We start from the raw sequence: 18229 nt of genomic DNA, 5'->3' as shown, positions 1-18229 counted from the left end.
GCCGCTTTCTTTCGGCGGGGGCGTTGTTATCTTAAGCCCCATGAGCAAACCGATCTTTTCTGGCGATGTGGTGATTTCCGGCGGCGGGCTCGCCGGTCTCACTCTGGCGCTGGCCCTGCATAAAGCCGGGCTGGCTGTGGCTGTTGTGGACGCGATGGAGCTGTCTGATCAGGTCGCGCCTGAGCATGACGGTCGCTCCTCGGCGCTGGCCTACACCTCCATGCGCATGCTCGATACGGTCGGCGCCGGCCAGCATCTGCGCCCGCATGTGCAGCCGATTGAAGACATTCTGGTGGTTGATGGTCGCCCCTATGATGGGCTCAAACCCGGCGGCCCCGGCCCGGACCAGCTGCATTTTGACCGCCGCGAAATCTCGCCCGAGGATGACGGCGAAGCGCTCGGATACATGGCCGAGAACCGCTGGACGCGCGTGGCGCTGGCCAAGGCCGCCGATGAGGCGGGCCTGACCGTGTTCGCCCCTGAACGCGCCAGCCATATGGAAACGGACACGACGCCCGGCAAGAACCGGCTGGTGCTCGAAAGCGGCAAGGTGCTGGAAGCGCCGCTGATCGTGGCCTGCGAGGGTCGCCAGTCCGGCCTGCGCCGTCAGACGGGCGTGCGCACCATGGACCATGCCTATAACCAGAAAGCCGTGGTGCTGACCGTCGAGCATGAACACAGCCATGAGGGCGTGGCCTATGAATGCTTCATGCCCACCGGCCCGTTCGCCATCCTGCCCTTGCCGAACAACCGTTCAAGCCTGGTCTGGTGCGAGAAGCCCAAGGCGGCGGACGCGCTGAAAGACATGGATGACGAAGGCTTCCAGGAAGCGCTGGAAGCGCGCTTTGGCGATTTCCTGGGCTGGGTGAAGCCGGTCAGCCCGCGCTGGACCTATCCGCTGACGCTGAAATTCTCCGAACGCTTCATCGATGACCGGCTGGCGCTGGTGGGCGACGCCGCACGCGGCATTCACCCCATTGCCGGACAAGGCTTCAATCTGGGGGTCCGCGACGCAGCGGTGCTGGCCGATGTGCTGGTGGACGCCAAACGCGCCGGGCTCGATCTGGGCGCCCCCGCCACCCTGCAGCGCTATGAGCGCTGGCGGCGGACGGATTCCGTCGCTGTGGGGCTGGGCTCGCACGTGTTCACCTGGCTGTTCTCCAATGATCACAGCCTGATCCGCACCGCGCGCGGGCTGGGCGTGTCGATCGTCGATCAGATTCCCATGGCGCGGCGCTTTTTCATGCGCACAGCGGGCGGTGAAGTGGGCGATCTGCCGGCGCTGCTGCGCGGAGACAGCCTGCACCTTTAGCGGTCAGGACGACGGGTTTCGCGCCACGCCCCAGAACACCAGCTCCCAGATCAGGCTGGCGTTTGCGGCCTGCCGTTCCGCCTTCAGCCGGGCGTCGAGCCCCTCGATGCGCTCGGGGTCATCATCGACGACGCCCTGCGCCACCAGCCTCGGCCAGACGGCGCGAACGATCCCCTCGATGGGATAGTCTGTGGCGGGCGTCAGAATATTGGCCCGCGCCTCGATACGCTCGACCTCCAGTCCGGCTTCAACATACGCGGCGTAAAGATCATGCCCCATGGCGAGATGTGCGTGCTCGGCTTCCAGCATGGCGCGCAGCCAGGACCGCACTTCTCGATGCAGCGGCAGGTCTGCGCGGGGGTCATCCGCCATCGTCATGTCATGCTCGTGCAACAAGACAGCGCCGCCTGGACGCAAGGCAGCGCGCAAGGCCGACAGCGCCGCCGCCGGCTCGGCCTGATACATCAGGACGCGACGCCCCATGACGCCGTCCCATTGCCCGCCATCAAGCGGAGCCGCGTCAAACCCGGCTTGCTGGAAGGAGACGCGGTCGGAGAGGCCGTTCTGAGCAAACCGATCCTGCGCCAGCGCCAGCATGGACGGCTCGATATCGGCGCCGCACACATGTCAGTCCGGGCCGACGCGCTGCGCCAGCATTTCCGTGACGACGCCGGGGCCGCAGCCGATATCGAGCCAGCATTGCCCTGGCTCAGGCCCCGAAGCGTCCAGCCCGTCACATGTGATCTGATCGACGATAGTCACGCCACGCTCCGTTATAATATTACAGAGCAACCCTGCGGCCTGCTATCTGTGGCGTCAAGCGGGCTGACGCCAGAACCGTCAGGTGCGCTTCTTGGGCGCGCCCCAGATGTGCGCCTTGTCCTCCAGCGGCCCCCCCGGCATGACCGGGCGCTCTGGGTAGCCGCCCAGACATAGCGTGCGGTCATACAGCGCGATGGCGGCGGCGACCGACAGGTTCACGCAGAACTTGGTGGGGATTTTCACCACATGTGAGCACCGCGCGAGCATGGCCGGGCTGAGATCGCCACGCTCCTTGCCCAGCACATAGGCGGCCATGCGCGGATGGCGGAAGCTCGGCAGTTCGACCGCATCATCGGTCAGCTCCACCCCGACGATCTGGCAGCCGCGCGGCAAGAGCATGTCGTCCACGCTCTCCCAGTCGTAATAGGGCAGGTTCTGGGTGGTTTTTGCGGTGTCGGTCTGAAACATCTCGCGCGCGCGGTTGGCCGCGCCCACGGTGAACACGAAGCTGCCGCCAAAGGCGTGCGCCGTGCGCATCACCGCACCCAGATTGCGCGCCTTGGAGATACCCTCGACGCCGACTGCAAAATAACCTCTCATGAAAAGGGATTTAGCCGCGTCCACGAGCGGAGGCAAACCGCTCTTTACACACAAAAACGCCCCCTGCGCGAGCAGAGGGCGTTCGTTCAGGGATAAACCGAGCCTTAGTGTACGCTGACCGGTTCAGCGCCGTGATCGCGCGCAGCCGCAAAGGCCGCCTCGCGGTCAGAGAACACCGCCATGCGCTGGCCGTTCTCGTCGTGAATGGCGTACAGCGTGGCGTCAGAGTCCAGTTTGACCCCGGCGTTCGCCGCCTGCTCCATCACTTCAGACGCGTCGATCGTACGCACGTACACTGTCGGCGTCGTATCCAGTGTCAGATCTGTTTCCATATCCATCCAACGCCTCATGCATAGTCATCTTGGAATATCACATGGGTTTTCTTGTCAAAACGTTCAAGGCATGCGTCTGCGGTGTGATCGCGGCAAAGAAAAACCCCCGCGCGCAGCGCAGGGGTTCTTTATTTGGTGGAGCCAGACGGAATCGAACCGACGACCTCTTGCATGCCATGCAAGCGCTCTCCCAACTGAGCTATGGCCCCGAAACGCTTTACGATGCGGGCGGGATAGGGACCCCGCCGTTTCGAGAGCGCGGACGTTATCCGCGCCTTTGACTGCAATCAAGCCTGTTTTCAGCACTTGGCGCAGTCAATGACAGTCGCTCTGATCAGACGTCGTCCTCGTCATCCTTGAGCGCGATGTCGTCATCCAGATCGTCATCATCATCGCCGAGAAGGACGCTGTCATCATCGTCATCCTCGAGATCGGCTTCATCATCAGAGAAGCCGTCCAGATCGTCATCGGCGGGCGTGGCGCGCTTGGCGACCGGCGCCTCGTCCTCATCCTCATCGCCGCCCAGATCAATGGGCTCTTCATCGAGTTCTGGAGCGTCGTCGTCTTCATCCTCGTCAGAGGAATCATCGGCTTCCGGCTCGGCCTCTTTCTCTTCTTCCGGTTCAGGCTTGGGGGCCTTCTTCGTCAGAGTCGCGGAGACTTCCTCGTAGTAGGAAAGCGGATATTCCATTCCCGTGAACGGCGACACAATCGGGTCTTTGTTCAGGTCGTAGAACTTTTTTCCGGTTTCCGGACAAACGCGCTTGGTGCCAAGTTCAGCTTTCGCCACGAGTCCAAATCCTTTCACAGAGAAGGGCGATAAATCGGCGCGCCAGTTGCCATGTTCTGGAGCGGCTGTCAAAACCCGATTGAAGCCTTCCCACATCTGCACACTTGCGGAGTCCGCATGACCCACGCCACGCCCACACCGTCCTCAGCCGCAAACGGGCCAAAAACCGCCCGGCCTGTCAATGCCCTGAAAGGACGCCTTCAGGCTGCAGCCGATAAATCATGCTCGCATCGCGCACTGATATTTTCTGCGCTGGCGGATGGGCAAAGCCGCATTGAGGGCCTGCTGGAGAGCGAAGACGTGCTGGCCACCGCCGGCGCCGTCGCCGCCCTGGGAGCAAAGGTGGAGCAAGACGGGCCCGGCGCCTGGCGCGTCATCGGGCGAGGCCGCTGGACCAGCCCGGCCCAGCCTCTTGATCTTGGCAATTCAGGCACGGGCGTGCGTTTGCTGATGGGCGCTGCGAGCCGGTTTGACCTCAAGGCGGAGTTTGTCGGCGATGAAAGCCTGTCTTCGCGCCCCATGGCGCGGGTGCTCGATCCGCTGGCGCGCATGGGAGTCAAAAGCCAGGCCAGCGATGGCGGGCGCTTGCCGGTGACCCTGCGCGGCTCAAACCACCTCAATCCAATCGACTACACGCCGCCCGTCGCCTCCGCCCAGGTGAAAAGCGCAATCTTGCTGGCCGGGCTTGGCGCGCAGGGAGAAACGATCGTGCGCGAGCCGCGCGCCACCCGCGATCACACAGAAATCATGGCTCCGGTCTATGGCGCGGAAATGAGCATGGAGCGCGAGGGGGCGGGGCTGATTGCCCGCGTGCGCGGCGGCAAGACGCTGACCCCGGCGAACGTCTCCATCCCCGGCGATCCGTCATCCGCCGCCTTCCCCCTGGCCGCCGCCCTCGTCACGTCCGGCAGCGAGGTCACGATCACCGGCGTCATGACCAACCCCGCACGCTTCGGCCTGTATCAGGTGCTGAAGATGATGGGCGCCGACATCCGTTTGACCCCGGCGGGCGAACGCTGCGGCGAGCAGCTGGTGGACATCCGTGTGACGTCTGGCGCGCTCAAGGGCGTGGAAGTTCCGGCCGCCCTCGCCCCGTCCATGATCGACGAATATCCGATCCTGTCCGTCATCGCCGCCTTTGCGGACGGCGTGACGGTGATGAAGGGGCTGGAGGAATTGCGGGCCAAGGAAAGCGATCGCCTTGCGGCCAGCGCCGCCCTGCTGGAAACCAATGGCGTGAAGATCGAGCTGGGCGAGGACAGCCTGATTGTTCACGGCTGCGGCAAAGACGGCGTTCCGGGCGGCGGAAGCGTTAAAACCCATCATGATCATCGTCTTGCCATGAGCGCCCTGGTCATGGGCTGCGGCGCGCAGGCGCCGGTCGGCGTCGATGATGTCAGCATGATCGCCACCAGCTATCCTGACTTTTTCGATCACATGGCCGCTCTGGGCGCTGAGATCGGCGCCGTTTGAGTCAGCATCATGGGGCGGCGCGCCTTGCTCTGACAGCAAATTTGCGGTAAGTCCGCGCGCGATTGTCTTACTGCGCCCTCAAGGCGTCAGCAGGCTGATCGTTCGCCGGGCGGGCGATGTTCCGCGGCCAGGCGTGCGCATCCTTCATGTTTGTCGGTTCAGACCCTCGGCACGATGTGCGCCGCCCTGTCGTTTCGCTCCGCTCATTTTGAAAGCGTATTCCGGCCGTTCGCGGCTGCTTTGGAGATTTCCAGCCGCTGCGTGCGGCAAGACCGCCGGAACCAACCGGCCGGCCGGAAACGACGACAACCCCTGGAGCCATCCTCTAATATGTCTGACACCCAAACCTCGGCCCCGAGCCGCGATGATTTCGCGTCAATGCTGGAAGCGAGCCTTGCCGGCCGCGACCTGATGGAAGGCGCTGTCGTGCGCGGCACCGTCACCGCCGTGCTGCACGACACCGTCGTCATCGACGTCGGTCTGAAAACCGAAGGCCGCGTGGCCCTGCGCGAATTCACCGGTCCTGGCTCGGAAGCGCCGAAACTGGGCGAACAGGTCGACATCTACCTTGAGCGCATCGAAAACGCGCTCGGTGAAGCCGTCCTGTCGCGCGACAAAGCCCGTCGCGAAGAAGCCTGGGACCGTCTGGAGACGACGTTCGAATCCAAAGAGCCGGTCAACGGCGCGATCGTAGGCCGCGTCAAAGGCGGCTTCACCGTGGATCTGGGCGGCGCTTCGGCCTTCCTGCCAGGCTCTCAGGTGGACATCCGTCCGGTGCGCGACGTCGCGCCGCTGATGAACAAGGAACAGCCGTTCGCGATCCTGAAAATGGACCGTCCGCGCGGCAACATCGTGGTCTCCCGCCGCGCTGTCCTGGAAGAATCCCGCGCCGAACAGCGTGCTGAGCTCGTCGGTCAGCTGGCCGAAGGCGAAGTGCGCGAAGGCGTCGTCAAGAACATCACCGATTACGGTGCGTTCGTGGATCTGGGCGGCATTGACGGCCTGCTGCACGTCACCGACATGAGCTGGTCGCGCGTTGGCCATCCGAGCGAAGTGGTCGAAGTCGGCCAGACCGTTCAGGTGCAGATCATCAAGATCAACAAAGAGACCCAGCGCATCTCGCTCGGCATGAAGCAGCTGCAGTCCGATCCGTGGGACGGCGTGGCGCTGAAATACCCGAACGGCGCTGTGTTCAAGGGCCGCGTGACGAACATCGCCGAATACGGCGCGTTCGTGGAGCTGGAGCCGGGCGTCGAAGGCCTGGTGCACGTCTCCGAGATGAGCTGGACCAAGAAGAACGTCCATCCGGGCAAAATCGTCTCCACCTCTCAGGAAGTGGACGTGATGGTGCTCGACGTGGATCCGGACAAGCGCCGCGTTTCGCTGGGCATCAAGCAGACCCAGCGCAATCCGTGGGAAGTGTTCGCTGAAGCGCATCCGGTCGGCTCTGAAGTCGAAGGCGAAGTCAAGAACATCACCGAATTCGGTCTGTTCATCGGCGTCGACGACGAAATCGACGGCATGGTTCACCTGTCCGATCTCGACTGGGATCGTTCGGGCGAAGACGCCATCCAGGACTACAAGAAAGGCGACTCCGTGCGCGCCAAGGTCCTGGACGTGGATGTCGAGAAAGAACGCGTCTCCCTGGGCGTCAAGCAGCTGGGCGGCGATCCGATGGACGAAGGCGGCTTCAAGCGCGGCGAGACCGTGACCTGCACCGTCACCGAAATCACCACCGGCGGCGTGGAAGTCAGCCTGGGCCCGGACAACCTGGTCAAGGCGTTCATCCGCAAGTCCGACATCTCCCGCGATCGCGCCGAGCAACGTCCCGAGCGCTTTGCGGTCGGCGACAAGGTCGACGCACGCGTCACCAATATCGACAAGGCCTCTCGCCGCGTTTCCGTGTCCATCAAGGCGCTGGAAATGGCGGAAGAGAAAGAAGCCGTCGAACAGTACGGGTCTTCTGACTCCGGCGCGTCCCTGGGCGATATCCTGGGCGCCGCACTGAAAGGTCAGGACGAGGAGTAATCCTCTGACCGGCTGAACCTCCCCGTCTGAGGGAGCTGGAACCCCCAATGCCCTGCATTGGGGGTTCTTTTTTGCCTGCAACACGGGGTTGATGATTGACGTCGCTCTTGTGGTGTTCCTACACTGATCATATCCAAGGGGACTGCACCATGATCAAATCCGAACTCATCGAGAAGCTCGCCGAAGACAATCCGCACCTCTACCAGAAGGATCTGGAGCGGGTGGTCAACACGGTGCTGGAAGAGATCACCCAGGCGCTTGAGCGCGGCGATCGTGTGGAATTGCGCGGCTTCTGCGCCTTTTCCGTCCGCAACCGTCCGCCGCGTCAGGGCCGTAACCCACGCACCGGCGACCCGGTGTCGGTGAAGGAAAAGCACGTGCCGTTCTTCAAGACCGGGAAAGAACTGCGCGAACGCGTGGACGGCAAGGCCTAGGCCTTAACCCGCATTACCAAAGCTTTAAGGGTTGTGCTCCATTCTCTCCGGCAGGTTGTATCTGTCGGGATGATCCATGGCGCTTTCGCCCGTGAGCTTGGGCGGCGCCGATCCGGCCTACACAGGCGGACCGGGCGTCGCCTTCCCAACGCGTGAGCTGACCGCTCAAGCGAACAGGCTGACTCCATCCCCTGATCGCTCCACGGCTGCGGCTTCGCCCCGCACGGCGATCAATGATCCGGTCTCCCTGTCCGCCGCCGCTCAACAACTCAGCGACCCAGCCTCCGCCGCACAATCCTCCAGCGCCGCCAAGGCCTCGCAGCCGGGGGAGCAACTCTCTGACGCTGAGCAAAAACAGGTCGCCGAATTGAAAAAGCGCGATCGTGAAGTGCGCCAGCACGAGCAGGCGCACCAGGCGGCCGGCGGCCAATACGCCAGCGCCCCGTCTTACAGCTTCCAGCAAGGCCCCGACGGCAAGCAATACGCCGTCGGCGGCGAGGTGCAGATCGACGCCAGCCCCATTCCCGGCGACCCGGCCGCCACCATCGAGAAAATGCGCGTGGTCAAGGCCGCCGCCCTGGCGCCGGCTGAACCGTCTGGTCAGGATCGCAAGGTCGCCGCCGCCGCTGACGCCGCCGCCCAGCAAGCCCGCGCCGAGCAGGCCGCGCAGGACCGTGAAGAACGCGAGGCCGTCGCGCGCGGGGATGCGCCGTCCGATCCGTCACAGCCTTCGACAGGCCCGCAATCGCCAGATACCCAGAGTCCGTTCGCAGGCCCAAGCGCCGAACAGGCGGACGGACAAGCTGCGCCCTTCGGGTTCAGCGGCGGCGCCCAGCCCGCCCAGATCAATCAGGCCAATGGCGCTTATTCCGCTACGACACGGGCTCAATCGGTCAGCCAGCTTGTGGGTCTGGTCGCCTAAAGCCAACACACAGTCCTGACTTGGCGGGACCGCGCTTCAGCGCTACATCCGGCGCATGACACAGACGCGCACGCCCCTGATCAAGATTTGCGGCCTCAACTCCGCCGACGCCGTGGACGCCGCAGTGGACGCAGGCGCGGATTATCTGGGCTTCATTCATTTTCCCAAAAGCCCGCGCCATCTCTCGCTTGAGCAAATGGGCGCGCTCGCCAGACGCAAAGGCGCCGCCAAATCGGTCGCCGTGCTGGTGGATCCCGATGAAATGCTGATGGGCGAGGTGCTGCGCCATATGCGGCCCGACTTTATCCAGCTTCATGGCGGGGAGAGCCCGATGCGGTGCCTGGATGCGCGCCATTATGCCGAAATCGGGGTGTGGAAGGCCTTGGGCGTCTCCACGTCAGACGACCTTCAAAAAGCCCTGACCTACAAAGACCATGTGGACGGCTTTGTGTTTGACGCCAAGCCGCCCAAGGACGCGGACCGGCCCGGCGGGCTCGGGCAAGCGTGGGACTATGGCGTGCTCAAGGATTTTGATCCCGGCCAGCCCTGGCTGCTGGCGGGCGGACTGACGGTTGAGACCGTCCCCGACGCCATCTCTCAATCCGGCGCGCCGGGGGTGGATGTGGTATCGGGCGTCGAAGCTGAGCCGGGCGTAAAAAGTCTAGACAAAATCAAGGCGTTCATCACTGCAGTCAAAGCGCTCTGACGCCTTGCGCCGCCTCGCTTTACCGGCTTCTCTGAAGCTGACCTTTAGAACCTGTCAGGGCTGCGCGCCTCGCGCCCCTGAGCGTCGTGAAAGACCGCTGTCATGACCCAACCCAACGCCTTCTCCCAACAGCCTGATGCTGAGGGCCGTTTCGGACAGTTCGGCGGCCGCTATGTGGCCGAGACGCTGATGCCGAACATTCTGGCGCTGCAGGAAGCGTATGAGCACTACAAGACCGACCCTGATTTTGTGGCCGAGTTTGACGAGTTCAGCCGCGATTTCATCGGCCGTCCGAGCCCGCTCTATTTCGCCGAGCGCCTGACCGAGGAATTTGGCGGGGCGAAAATCTGGTTCAAGCGCGACGAGCTCAACCATACCGGCGCGCACAAGATCAATAACTGCCTGGGTCAGGTGCTGCTGGCGAAACGCATGGGCAAGACCCGCATCATCGCTGAAACCGGCGCCGGCCAGCATGGCGTGGCGACCGCGACCGTGGCGGCTCGCTTCGGCCTGCCCTGCGAGGTGTTCATGGGCGCGACCGACGTCGAGCGTCAAAAGCCCAATGTCTTCCGCATGAACTTGCTGGGCGCGAAGATCCACGCCGTCACCTCCGGGCGCGGCACGCTCAAGGACGCCATGAACGAGGCGCTGCGTGACTGGGTCACCTATCCCGATGAGACCTTCTACGTGATCGGAACGGTGGCGGGCCCCCACCCCTATCCGGCGATGGTGCGTGATTTCCAGTCCGTCATTGGTCGCGAAGCGCGCGAGCAGATGCTTGAACGCATCGGACGCCTGCCCGACGCCGCGGTCGCCTGCATTGGCGGCGGATCGAACGCCATGGGCCTGTTTTATCCGTTCCTTGAAGACGAGGGCGTGCGCCTGATCGGCGTGGAAGCCGCGGGCAAGGGCCTTGATACGCCTGACCATGCCGCCAGCCTCAATGGCGGCCGCCCGGGCATTCTGCACGGCAACAAGACCTATCTTTTGCAGGATGCGGACGGCCAGATCACCGAAGGCCATTCCATCTCCGCCGGTCTTGATTATCCCGGCATCGGGCCGGAACACGCCTTCCTGCATGATGTGGGACGGGCGGAATACCGCTCGGCCACCGACGCCGAAGCGCTTGAGATGTTCCAGCTCTGCTCACAGAAAGAGGGCATCATCCCCGCGCTTGAACCCGCCCACGCCCTCGCGCGCGTGCGCGGTCTCGCGAAAGAACTGGGCAAAGACGGCGTCATCTTGATGAATATGTGCGGCCGCGGTGACAAGGATGTCTTCTCCGTCGCCGATGCGCTCGGTGTGGAGCTTTAAGACCATGACCCGCCTCGCCCCCACCTTCGCCGCTTTGAAAGCTGACAACCGCGCCGGGTTTGTCGCCTATGTCATGGCGGGTGATCCCGATGCCGACACCACGCTCAAGATGATGCAGGGCCTCGCCGATAAAGGCGCGGACGTCATCGAGCTGGGCGTGCCCTTCACCGACCCCATGGCGGACGGGCCGACCATCCAGCGCGCCGCGATCCGCGCGCTGGCGGGCGGCATGACGCTTCGCGGCGTGCTGGGGATCGTCAAACGCTTCCGCGAAACCCATGCCGACACGCCCGTGGTGCTGATGGGCTACGCCAACCCCTTCTTCTCTTACGGCTACGCTGAGTTCGCTGCTGACGCCGCCGCGGCGGGTGCGGACGGGGTGATCTGCGTGGACATCCCGCCCGAGGAGGACACGGAGTTCCGTAGCGCGCTGGACGCCAACGGCCTGTCCTTTGTGCGCCTGGCCGCCCCCACCACCGACGACAAGCGTCTGCCGCAAGTGGTCGCACACACGTCCGGATTTGTTTATTACGTATCCACAACGGGCGTGACCGGCGCTGGATCGGGCGCGACCGGAGATATATCTGCGGCTGTGGCGCGGGTGCGCGCCGCGTCGGGTTTGCCGGTGGCTGTGGGCTTTGGCGTCAAGACGCCCGAGCGCGCCGCCGAGATCGGCAAGGTGGCGGACGCGGTCGTGGTCGGTTCGGCGATTGTCGAGGAACTGGCGCAAAACGGCGTGGACCAGGCCTTGCATCTCGCCGGATCCCTGGCGGACGCCGCCCATTCCGCACGCTAGCGGGTCGGGCGCTCAGCCGGGTGTTTTAGAACGTGTTTGAAGAGGTGTGACGCGATATGAGCTGGCTTCAGAAACTGACCCCGCCGGGCGTCCAGAAAATGTTCGAAAAGCGCGACACCCCGGAAAATCTCTGGGTGAAGTGTCCGATTTCCGGCGAGATGGTCTTTAACAAGGATCTGGAAGCCGCCCAGCACGTCACCCCCGCCGGCCACCATATGCGCATCGGCCCGGCCCTGCGGTTCAAATACACGTTTGACGGCGATTACACCGAAGTGGAGCTGCCCGAGGTCGCCAAGGATCCGCTGAAGTTCAAGGACGACAAGCCCTATACAGGCCGCCTCGCCGCTGCCCGCAAGAAAACCGGGCGCGAAGACGCGATGGCGATCGGCGTGGGCTCGATCAAATCCATCGAGACCACCGTGCTGGTTCAGGACTTCTCCTTCATGGGCGGCTCTCTGGGCATGGGCGCAGGCGAGGGCTTCCTCAAGGCTTGCGAAACGGCTGTCGAGCGCCGCACCCCGCTGGTGGTGTTTACCGCCGCAGGCGGCGCGCGCATGCAGGAAGGCGCGCTGTCGCTGATGCAGATGCCGCGCACCACGCTGGGCGTTCAAATGCTTAAAGACGCCAAGCTGCCCTATCTCGTGGTCCTCACCGATCCGACCACGGGCGGCGTCACCGCGTCTTACGCCATGCTGGGCGATGTGCAGATCGCAGAACCGGGCGCCCTGATCGGCTTCGCCGGTCCACGCGTGATCGAGCAAACCATCCGCGAGAAACTGCCCGAAGGTTTCCAGCGGGCGGAATACCTTCTGGACAAGGGCATGGTGGACAAGGTCGTGCATCGTCACGAGCTGCGCACCGTGCTGGGCAATCTGATGCGGACTCTTCTGAAACGTCCCGCCGCCGCGGACAACACCCCGGCGCGCACCGAGTAAGCGGAGAGAGCATTTTGGCGACCGCTGAAACCATTGAGGCGGCGCTGCAACGCCTCTCGCGCCTGCATCCCAAAAAGATCGACCTGTCGCTGGGCCGGATCGAGCGCCTGCTTGACGCGCTCGGACGTCCGCAAGACCGACTGCCGCCCGTCATCCATGTGGCCGGCACCAATGGCAAAGGCTCCACCTGCGCCTTTCTGAAGGCGATTTCTGAGGCCGCCGGCGAGCGCTGCCATGTCTATACCTCCCCGCATCTGGTGCGCTTTAACGAGCGGATCGTGCTGGCGGGCGAGATCGTCGATGACGCCCGGCTTGAAGACGCGTTCGCGCGGTGTGAAGCCGCCAATGGCGATCACGAGATCACTTTCTTTGAAATCACCACGGCGGCGGCCTTCTTGCTGTTTTCCGAAACGCCAGCCGAGCGCCTGATCCTTGAGACCGGCCTTGGGGGCCGGGTGGACGCCACAAACGTTCTGGCCAAGCCCCAATGCACGGTGATCACCCCGGTCAGCCTCGATCATCAGGACTTTCTGGGCGACACCATCGCGGACATCGCCGCCGAGAAAGCCGGGATCATCAAGCCGGGCGTACCGGTGATCGTCGGGCCGCAAACGTCAGACGCCGAGGCTGTGATCCGCCGGGCCGCCGAGCGCCTCAAGGCGCCGCTCTCGATCTGGGAGCAGGATTTCCGCGCCTACACCGAACACGGTCGGCTGGTGTTCGAGGCCGAAGACGAGCTGTGGGACCTCAACCCGCCCAGCCTTGCGGGGTCGCACCAGATCACCAATGCGGGCGTCGCCGCCGCCACGGCCCGTGCGTGCGGCTATAGCCCTGAAGCGGTCAGCACGGGGCTTGAAACCGCGCGCTGGCCCGCGCGCCTGCAGCGCCTGACCGAAGGGCCGCTGGCCGGGATCGTCTCCGAGGGCGAAGGCGCGCTCTGGCTTGATGGCGGGCATAACCTCTCGGCCGCAGAATCCCTCGCCTCAAGCCTAGGGGAGATGGAAGCCGGGCGCGAGCGTCCGCTGGTGCTGATCTGCGCCTTCTCCAACAACAAGGACGCGACCGGTTTTCTGGCGTATTTCGAAGGTCTCGCCGCCCGCGTCATCGCCATTGATTTTCAAGGCGGACGCGACGGCGCGCAAAGCCCTGGCGCCGTCGCGGAAGCCGCCCGCAACGCCGGTCTTCCCGCCCAGACCGCGTCTGACCTTACAGAAGCAGTGCGCGACGCCATCAGCGATTATCCGGGCGCGCGCGTGGTGATCTGCGGCTCGCTTTATCTCGCCGGTCAGGTGCTGGCGCTGAATGAAAACGGATCGGTGCAGACCACGCCGGGCTAGTCATAGGCTTTTTCGATCAACTTGATCAGAAGCATTCATATGACAAATGGAATACGGCTCTCTATCTTCCTTCTTGCGAACAGTTCGCATAAGGAAGCGCGTGATGACCGAAATTCTGCAATCCATTCCCCGGACCGCCCTGCCGTTTGAGCTGCCGGTGCGGGCATTCAAGCCAGTGACCTACGGCCTCATGCACCTGATCGTCGCGATCAGCGTGGCCTATGCGTTGACACAAAACTGGAAAGCGGCGCTGGCGATCGGCCTGATCGAACCAGCGGTGCAAACACTCGCCTATACGGTTCACGAACGCGCCTGGAGCCGGTCAGGCGTCTAACGGGGGCGCGATTGCACGGGACCACTGACTTGCGCCGGTCGGCACCAGGGGCCGTCTTCGCCATAGGGCACGGCCAAATCCGCCGCCAGCAAAGCGTCCGACAAGCCCGCAGGCTCTGACCCCGTCGGCGCCTGTGCGCGCAGGTCGGCGATCACCCGGCCAGCGAAACTGCCCAAACGCACATTATGCAAGCTGATGTCAGGGTGAGCGTCCAGCCAGGCGCGCGTAAAGGCGGTCGCTTCATGGCCCGCCGAGCGCTCGGCTTCGCACTCAGGCCTGCGGGTTTCGGGCGTGTCCACCCCATCAAGACGCACCCGCGTCTCCACATAATGACCCGGCCAGATATGCGCCCTGACCGCAATTGTATCCCCGTCGATCACCTCAACGAGTTCTGCGGCGACAGGCCCTGCAACCTGGCTTGCACCCTGAAGGTGCATTGAAGCGTACATGCTCGCAGTAAGGGCGACAAATCCGATCATATCGCCAGTATAGGAAAATTATCTGAGTCGGAAAAGCGACACTGCCGCCTGTCCCGCAATCAATCCGTCAGACATTCAGGGCGCTTTAGTACGCGCGGCGCTCGGTCCAGTGAGGGCGGTGATGGGTGCGAACCACGATGATCCGGGGCGGAGCTTGCTCGACGCCGCCGGTCAGCGGACCGTAAAAGAACCCAGCGTCCAGCCGGATCGGATCACCGGCCTTCACGCGATCAACGGCGTCATCCGGCGCTGTCACGGCGCGCGTCTGACGCCCATAGGCTGAAGACTGATAGGTGTAAGCGCTCCCATGATGCTCCTGAACGACGCGGGTCTGAACGCGCGCCACCTCCGGTCCGCCCAGCAAGGGCGCGGGATCGGTGACGATCAGGGCGAGGGCGAGAAGACAGCTCATTGTTCCAATATAGCACACAGGGCGCAGCGATGAAGCGACGAAGAAAGCGCCTCAAAAATCGTAGGTGATGCCTTTTTTCTCCCAATCGCCAAAGCGGGTCGGCTCCGGCCCTTTGGGACCGCCAAGCTCTTTGGCGCGTTCGGCCTCCGCCTCCGCCTCGCGGCGGCGCTCTTCGGCCTCAGCCAGGGCGCGTTTCGCCGCCTCGCTCAACGGCTTGCGAGGGGCCTCGTCTTCAGGCGCTTCTGCATCGCTCATCTCTTGCAGTCCTTCTTGTCTACGCCCAATTACCTAAGTCGCGGAGGCCGCTCCGCCAAGACAGGTGACGCCATCAATGACTGCTAACACGCTTCGCACTTTCGTTCTGCTCGCCGCGCTGAGCGCCCTGTTCATGGGCGTGGGGTATCTGATCGGCGGACCTGGCGGCGCGATGATCGCGCTGGTCCTGGCCGGCGCCATGAACCTGTTCGCCTATTGGAATGCGGACAAGATGGTGTTGCGCATGCATGGCGCGCGCGAGATCACGCCTGATGAACGCGATCCGGTCTTGCGCCAGTTCGCGTCTGACACGGTGGGCATGGCTGACCGGGCCTGCCTGCCCTATCCGCGCGTTTATGTGATCGAGAGCGATCAGCCCAACGCCTTTGCTACCGGACGCGACCCGCAAAACGCGGCGGTCGCGGCGACCACAGGGCTTCTGAGAACGCTGAACCGGCAGGAAGTGATGGGCGTCATGGCGCATGAGCTCGCTCATGTGCGCAATCGCGACACCCTGACCATGACTGTCACCGCGACCCTGGCGGGCGCCATCGGCTTCCTGGCCAATTTCGCGCTGTTCTTTGGCGGCGGACGCGACCGCGGCGGGTTTATCGGCGCGCTCGCTCTGGCGATCCTGGCGCCGATGGCCGCTGGCCTGGTGCAGATGGCGATTTCGCGAGCGCGTGAATATGACGCGGACAAGGGCGGCGCCGAGATTTGCGGTGATCCGCTCTGGCTGGCCTCGGCGCTGGAAAAGATCGAACGCGGCGCGCGTCAGACGATGAATGTCGCCGCTGAGCGCAACCCGGCCACCGCCCATATGTTCATCATCAACCCCTTGAACGGACAGGGCGCAGACAATCTGTTCTCGACCCACCCGGCCACCGCGAATCGCATCTCGCGGCTGCGCCGTATGGGCGGCGCTGCGCCGTCATCGGCTACGGGCCCCTGGGGGGATTTCGGGCCCTGGAGCAACACCGGATCAGACGAACCCTCTTCTGGGGGGAAGTATGGCGGCCCCTGGGGTTGAATCGGACAAGACCTCAACCAGTGCTTAACAATATTGGCGCATCCCTGAATGAAATCATTCAGGGAATCCGACCATATGGCGAAGCGCCTTCCACAAATCTGTCTGGGCCTGATGGTCGCGTTGATCACCACTGTACCGGTGACCGGCGCCATCATGGACGCCCCGGATCAGGGTCAGGCTGCTGTCTTCCTGGATCCGCGCCTGAGCCGCTCTGAACAGCTTGTCCGCATCGCGGAGGCTGGCGCGGAACTGGTGCGGTTCGGCGCCGCGCCTGGCGCCGTGATCGTCAACATCACCGACACATCCAGCCCCGCATCGCTGCGCGCCGCCGGGGCCTGGATCATTGCGGATCCAATCATTCTGGGCGGATGTTCCGTCAGCGGATCCCAAACTGGGGGACTCTCCTAAATGACCCGTCTCGAAGCCCTGCAAGCCAAAGCGATGATGGTGCTCGTCGGCATCCAGGTCGCCGCCATTCCTGTCTATCTCGCCAGGGCGCTGTTCCTGGACGGCGGCAAGGCTCTGTTCGGCGCGATTGTGCTTGCCCTGATTGCGGGTCTGTCGGCCTTCGTCTGGAAAACCGCCCCGCGTGAGGCGTCCAGCCGCATGGTCGTCGGGGCCGGCATGGTCGGACTGCCCGCCGCCCTGACCTATATGATGGGTGGGCAAGCCTGGCAGATCGACATGCACATGACCTTCTTCGCCGCGCTGGCGATGGTCACCTTGTTGTGCGACTGGCGCGCTCTGGTCGCGGCCGCCGGCGTCACCGCCGTGCATCACCTTGGCCTGAACTTCATCCTGCCCTCCGCGCTCTTTCCGGGCGGCGGCGATGTACTGCGCGTTATCTTCCACGCGGTCGTCGTGGTGGGTGAAACCGCCGTGTTGATCTGGCTGGCCCACGCGGTGTCCAAAGCGCTGACGGACGCCGATCAGGCGATCACCGAGGCTGAAGCCGCCAATATTCAGGCGCGCCAATTGTTTGAGGCCGACAAGGAACGACAGGCGCAAAGCGATCAGTCGCGCGAAAACATCTCCCACATCGCCAATAATTTTGAGCAGACGGTCGGCCAGGTGCTGGATCGCCTGCAGACCGCATCGGGTGAGCTGAGCGAACTGGCGGGACAATTGCGCACGGATTCAGGCGCGACCGCGAGCAGCGCCGGCTCCGCGTCGGATCAGGCCCATCAGACAAGCGGACATGTGGAAGCTGTGGCGTCCGCCGCTCAGGAGCTGGCGGCGTCCATCGCAGAAGTGACGCGCACCCTTGAAACCTCTGATGAGATTTCTGTCCGCGCCGAGTCTGAAGCAGGCCGGGCGGACGGCTCCATGCAGGAGCTTCATACCGCCGCACGCGAAATCGAAGACATCGCCAAGCTGGTGAGCGATATCGCCGAGCAGACCAATCTGCTGGCGCTGAACGCCACGATCGAGGCCGCGCGCGCCGGCGAAGCGGGCAAGGGCTTTGCGGTCGTCGCCAGCGAAGTGAAGGAGCTGGCCGACCAGACTGGCAAGGCCACCGAGGACATCCACAAAAAGATCAACGCCATGCGCAGCGCGGCGGAATCGGCCAGCTCTGCGCTCAACCAGATTGGTTCGACCATCGGCGATATCCGCGACGCCTCTTCCAGTGCGCGCGACGCGTTCAGCCAGCAAGCCAGCGCCACAGACGAGATCGCGCGCCTGGCGGCGGACGCCGCCCAGTCCACCGGACGGGTCAGCGATGAAGTCACAGCCGTGTCCGGCGCCGCTGAGCGCGCCAACCAGGCGGCGGGTCAGTTTGATGAGGCTGCGGAAGGTTTGCGATCTGCGGCTCAACACCTGTCAGAAGAACTTGGCAAATTCCGCACGGATCTCGATTCAGCGGCCTGATCCAGACCCGACCGCGACACCCTTCTGAATAGATGCGGCGTTGAGAAAATCCCCAAAAAAGGGAATTTTTAGTTGCAGTGAGGCGTCCGTCTGTCACTCTCCCTAACTC

Annotated in this window: 22 protein-coding genes and 1 tRNA gene; 14 read left to right on the top strand and 9 right to left on the bottom strand. The window is 63.8% G+C overall.

Annotation, left to right across the window (positions count from 1 at the left end):
* Positions 1–40: 40 nt before the first annotated feature.
* Positions 41–1312 (top strand): UbiH/UbiF/VisC/COQ6 family ubiquinone biosynthesis hydroxylase, encoded by a 1272-nt coding sequence (locus ACTIGF_RS07235; protein WP_439636215.1) that lies wholly within the window; start codon positions 41–43, stop codon positions 1310–1312.
* Positions 1313–1315: 3 nt separating this feature from the next.
* Here the strand turns inward: ACTIGF_RS07235 and ACTIGF_RS07230 are convergent, their stop codons facing one another.
* From ACTIGF_RS07230 to ACTIGF_RS07205, 6 genes are all read right to left on the bottom strand, one after another.
* Positions 1316–1936, bottom strand: a complete 621-nt coding sequence (locus tag ACTIGF_RS07230) for a methyltransferase domain-containing protein (protein ID WP_439636214.1) — start codon at positions 1934–1936, stop codon at positions 1316–1318.
* 3 nt (positions 1937–1939) lie between these two features.
* Positions 1940–2074, bottom strand: a complete 135-nt coding sequence (locus tag ACTIGF_RS07225; RefSeq protein WP_439636213.1) for a hypothetical protein — start codon at positions 2072–2074, stop codon at positions 1940–1942.
* Positions 2075–2152: 78 nt separating this feature from the next.
* Positions 2153–2674, bottom strand: a complete 522-nt coding sequence (locus ACTIGF_RS07220; RefSeq protein ID WP_439636212.1) for an RNA methyltransferase — start codon at positions 2672–2674, stop codon at positions 2153–2155.
* Between the two features lie 104 nt (positions 2675–2778).
* Positions 2779–3012: a DUF1150 family protein gene (locus tag ACTIGF_RS07215; RefSeq protein WP_022701004.1), complete on the bottom strand. Its 234-nt coding sequence runs from the start codon at positions 3010–3012 to the stop codon at positions 2779–2781.
* Positions 3013–3139: 127 nt separating this feature from the next.
* Positions 3140–3215: transfer RNA gene (locus ACTIGF_RS07210), tRNA-Ala, on the bottom strand.
* A gap of 125 nt (positions 3216–3340) precedes the next feature.
* Positions 3341–3796 (bottom strand): TIGR02300 family protein, encoded by a 456-nt coding sequence (locus ACTIGF_RS07205; RefSeq protein WP_439636211.1) that lies wholly within the window; start codon positions 3794–3796, stop codon positions 3341–3343.
* A gap of 117 nt (positions 3797–3913) precedes the next feature.
* Here ACTIGF_RS07205 and aroA point away from each other — a divergent pair, with 117 nt between their 5' ends.
* The 10 genes from aroA (at position 3914) to ACTIGF_RS07155 (ending at position 14075) form a co-directional block, all read left to right on the top strand.
* Positions 3914–5269 (top strand): 3-phosphoshikimate 1-carboxyvinyltransferase, encoded by a 1356-nt coding sequence (gene aroA / locus ACTIGF_RS07200; protein WP_439636210.1) that lies wholly within the window; start codon positions 3914–3916, stop codon positions 5267–5269.
* A gap of 330 nt (positions 5270–5599) precedes the next feature.
* Entirely contained in the window at positions 5600–7297 is a 1698-nt protein-coding gene (gene rpsA, locus ACTIGF_RS07195; protein WP_439636209.1) for a 30S ribosomal protein S1, read from the top strand.
* 149 nt (positions 7298–7446) lie between these two features.
* Positions 7447–7731, top strand: a complete 285-nt coding sequence (locus ACTIGF_RS07190; RefSeq protein WP_439636208.1) for an integration host factor subunit beta — start codon at positions 7447–7449, stop codon at positions 7729–7731.
* Between the two features lie 76 nt (positions 7732–7807).
* Positions 7808–8653, top strand: coding sequence for a putative metalloprotease CJM1_0395 family protein (locus tag ACTIGF_RS07185; RefSeq protein WP_439636207.1), 846 nt, complete (start codon positions 7808–7810; stop codon positions 8651–8653).
* Positions 8654–8708: 55 nt separating this feature from the next.
* Positions 8709–9359 carry a phosphoribosylanthranilate isomerase gene (locus ACTIGF_RS07180; RefSeq protein WP_439636206.1) on the top strand — a complete coding sequence of 217 codons (651 nt, stop codon included), beginning with the start codon at positions 8709–8711 and terminating at the stop codon, positions 9357–9359.
* Between the two features lie 102 nt (positions 9360–9461).
* Positions 9462–10673, top strand: coding sequence for a tryptophan synthase subunit beta (trpB, locus tag ACTIGF_RS07175; protein ID WP_439636205.1), 1212 nt, complete (start codon positions 9462–9464; stop codon positions 10671–10673).
* Complete coding sequence (trpA, locus tag ACTIGF_RS07170) at positions 10651–11469, top strand: tryptophan synthase subunit alpha (RefSeq protein ID WP_439636655.1); 819 nt, start codon at positions 10651–10653, stop codon at positions 11467–11469. Before trpB ends, trpA begins: the two co-directional genes overlap by 23 nt.
* Before the next feature lie 56 nt (positions 11470–11525).
* Positions 11526–12404 carry an acetyl-CoA carboxylase carboxyltransferase subunit beta gene (locus ACTIGF_RS07165; protein WP_439636204.1) on the top strand — a complete coding sequence of 293 codons (879 nt, stop codon included), beginning with the start codon at positions 11526–11528 and terminating at the stop codon, positions 12402–12404.
* A gap of 14 nt (positions 12405–12418) precedes the next feature.
* The gene (locus ACTIGF_RS07160) at positions 12419–13741 is read left to right on the top strand and encodes a bifunctional folylpolyglutamate synthase/dihydrofolate synthase (RefSeq protein ID WP_439636203.1); all 1323 of its coding nucleotides are present in this window, start codon (positions 12419–12421) and stop codon (positions 13739–13741) included.
* Between the two features lie 103 nt (positions 13742–13844).
* Positions 13845–14075 carry a DUF2061 domain-containing protein gene (locus tag ACTIGF_RS07155; protein WP_273144116.1) on the top strand — a complete coding sequence of 77 codons (231 nt, stop codon included), beginning with the start codon at positions 13845–13847 and terminating at the stop codon, positions 14073–14075.
* Here the strand turns inward: ACTIGF_RS07155 and ACTIGF_RS07150 are convergent.
* The 3 genes from ACTIGF_RS07150 to ACTIGF_RS07140 form a co-directional block, all read right to left on the bottom strand.
* On the bottom strand, positions 14072–14554 hold the full coding sequence (locus ACTIGF_RS07150; protein WP_439636202.1) for a thermonuclease family protein: 483 nt from the start codon (positions 14552–14554) through the stop codon (positions 14072–14074). The genes ACTIGF_RS07155 and ACTIGF_RS07150 overlap by 4 nt on opposite strands.
* Before the next feature lie 85 nt (positions 14555–14639).
* Positions 14640–14966: a hypothetical protein gene (locus ACTIGF_RS07145; RefSeq protein WP_439636201.1), complete on the bottom strand. Its 327-nt coding sequence runs from the start codon at positions 14964–14966 to the stop codon at positions 14640–14642.
* Between the two features lie 51 nt (positions 14967–15017).
* On the bottom strand, positions 15018–15221 hold the full coding sequence (locus tag ACTIGF_RS07140; RefSeq protein WP_430431163.1) for a DUF1674 domain-containing protein: 204 nt from the start codon (positions 15219–15221) through the stop codon (positions 15018–15020).
* A 76-nt stretch (positions 15222–15297) separates the two neighbouring features.
* On the opposite strand from ACTIGF_RS07140, the gene htpX reads away from it, so the two are divergent.
* The 3 genes from htpX (at position 15298) to ACTIGF_RS07125 (ending at position 18120) form a co-directional block, all read left to right on the top strand.
* A complete protein-coding gene (gene htpX / locus ACTIGF_RS07135) occupies positions 15298–16251 on the top strand; it encodes a zinc metalloprotease HtpX (protein WP_439636200.1) in 954 nt (317 codons plus the stop codon).
* A 75-nt stretch (positions 16252–16326) separates the two neighbouring features.
* Entirely contained in the window at positions 16327–16659 is a 333-nt protein-coding gene (locus tag ACTIGF_RS07130; protein ID WP_439636199.1) for a hypothetical protein, read from the top strand.
* Positions 16660–18120, top strand: a complete 1461-nt coding sequence (locus ACTIGF_RS07125) for a methyl-accepting chemotaxis protein (protein ID WP_439636198.1) — start codon at positions 16660–16662, stop codon at positions 18118–18120.
* Positions 18121–18229 lie beyond the last annotated feature (109 nt).

The sequence above is a fragment of the Oceanicaulis sp. genome (assembly GCF_051859625.1).
Classification (GTDB): domain Bacteria; phylum Pseudomonadota; class Alphaproteobacteria; order Caulobacterales; family Maricaulaceae; genus Oceanicaulis.
Note: the sequence above shows the minus strand (reverse complement) of the source record. Positions and strands in the feature narration are given on the sequence as shown.

Excerpts from the sequence above, each read along its gene's own strand:
- htpX (WP_439636200.1), top strand. The coding sequence starts at position 15,298 with ATGACTGCTAACACGCTTCGCACTTTCGTTCTGCTCGCCGCGCTGAGC.
- trpA (WP_439636655.1), top strand. The coding sequence starts at position 10,651 with ATGCGCTCGGTGTGGAGCTTTAAGACCATGACCCGCCTCGCCCCCACC.
- aroA (WP_439636210.1), top strand. The coding sequence starts at position 3,914 with ATGACCCACGCCACGCCCACACCGTCCTCAGCCGCAAACGGGCCAAAA.
- rpsA (WP_439636209.1), top strand. The coding sequence starts at position 5,600 with ATGTCTGACACCCAAACCTCGGCCCCGAGCCGCGATGATTTCGCGTCA.
- ACTIGF_RS07190 (WP_439636208.1), top strand. The coding sequence starts at position 7,447 with ATGATCAAATCCGAACTCATCGAGAAGCTCGCCGAAGACAATCCGCAC.
- ACTIGF_RS07140 (WP_430431163.1), bottom strand. The coding sequence starts at position 15,221 with ATGAGCGATGCAGAAGCGCCTGAAGACGAGGCCCCTCGCAAGCCGTTG.
- ACTIGF_RS07180 (WP_439636206.1), top strand. The coding sequence starts at position 8,709 with ATGACACAGACGCGCACGCCCCTGATCAAGATTTGCGGCCTCAACTCC.
- trpB (WP_439636205.1), top strand. The coding sequence starts at position 9,462 with ATGACCCAACCCAACGCCTTCTCCCAACAGCCTGATGCTGAGGGCCGT.
- ACTIGF_RS07215 (WP_022701004.1), bottom strand. The coding sequence starts at position 3,012 with ATGGATATGGAAACAGATCTGACACTGGATACGACGCCGACAGTGTAC.
- ACTIGF_RS07165 (WP_439636204.1), top strand. The coding sequence starts at position 11,526 with ATGAGCTGGCTTCAGAAACTGACCCCGCCGGGCGTCCAGAAAATGTTC.
- ACTIGF_RS07220 (WP_439636212.1), bottom strand. The coding sequence starts at position 2,674 with ATGAGAGGTTATTTTGCAGTCGGCGTCGAGGGTATCTCCAAGGCGCGC.
- ACTIGF_RS07235 (WP_439636215.1), top strand. The coding sequence starts at position 41 with ATGAGCAAACCGATCTTTTCTGGCGATGTGGTGATTTCCGGCGGCGGG.
- ACTIGF_RS07150 (WP_439636202.1), bottom strand. The coding sequence starts at position 14,554 with ATGATCGGATTTGTCGCCCTTACTGCGAGCATGTACGCTTCAATGCAC.
- ACTIGF_RS07155 (WP_273144116.1), top strand. The coding sequence starts at position 13,845 with ATGACCGAAATTCTGCAATCCATTCCCCGGACCGCCCTGCCGTTTGAG.
- ACTIGF_RS07130 (WP_439636199.1), top strand. The coding sequence starts at position 16,327 with ATGGCGAAGCGCCTTCCACAAATCTGTCTGGGCCTGATGGTCGCGTTG.
- ACTIGF_RS07185 (WP_439636207.1), top strand. The coding sequence starts at position 7,808 with ATGGCGCTTTCGCCCGTGAGCTTGGGCGGCGCCGATCCGGCCTACACA.
- ACTIGF_RS07125 (WP_439636198.1), top strand. The coding sequence starts at position 16,660 with ATGACCCGTCTCGAAGCCCTGCAAGCCAAAGCGATGATGGTGCTCGTC.
- ACTIGF_RS07145 (WP_439636201.1), bottom strand. The coding sequence starts at position 14,966 with ATGAGCTGTCTTCTCGCCCTCGCCCTGATCGTCACCGATCCCGCGCCC.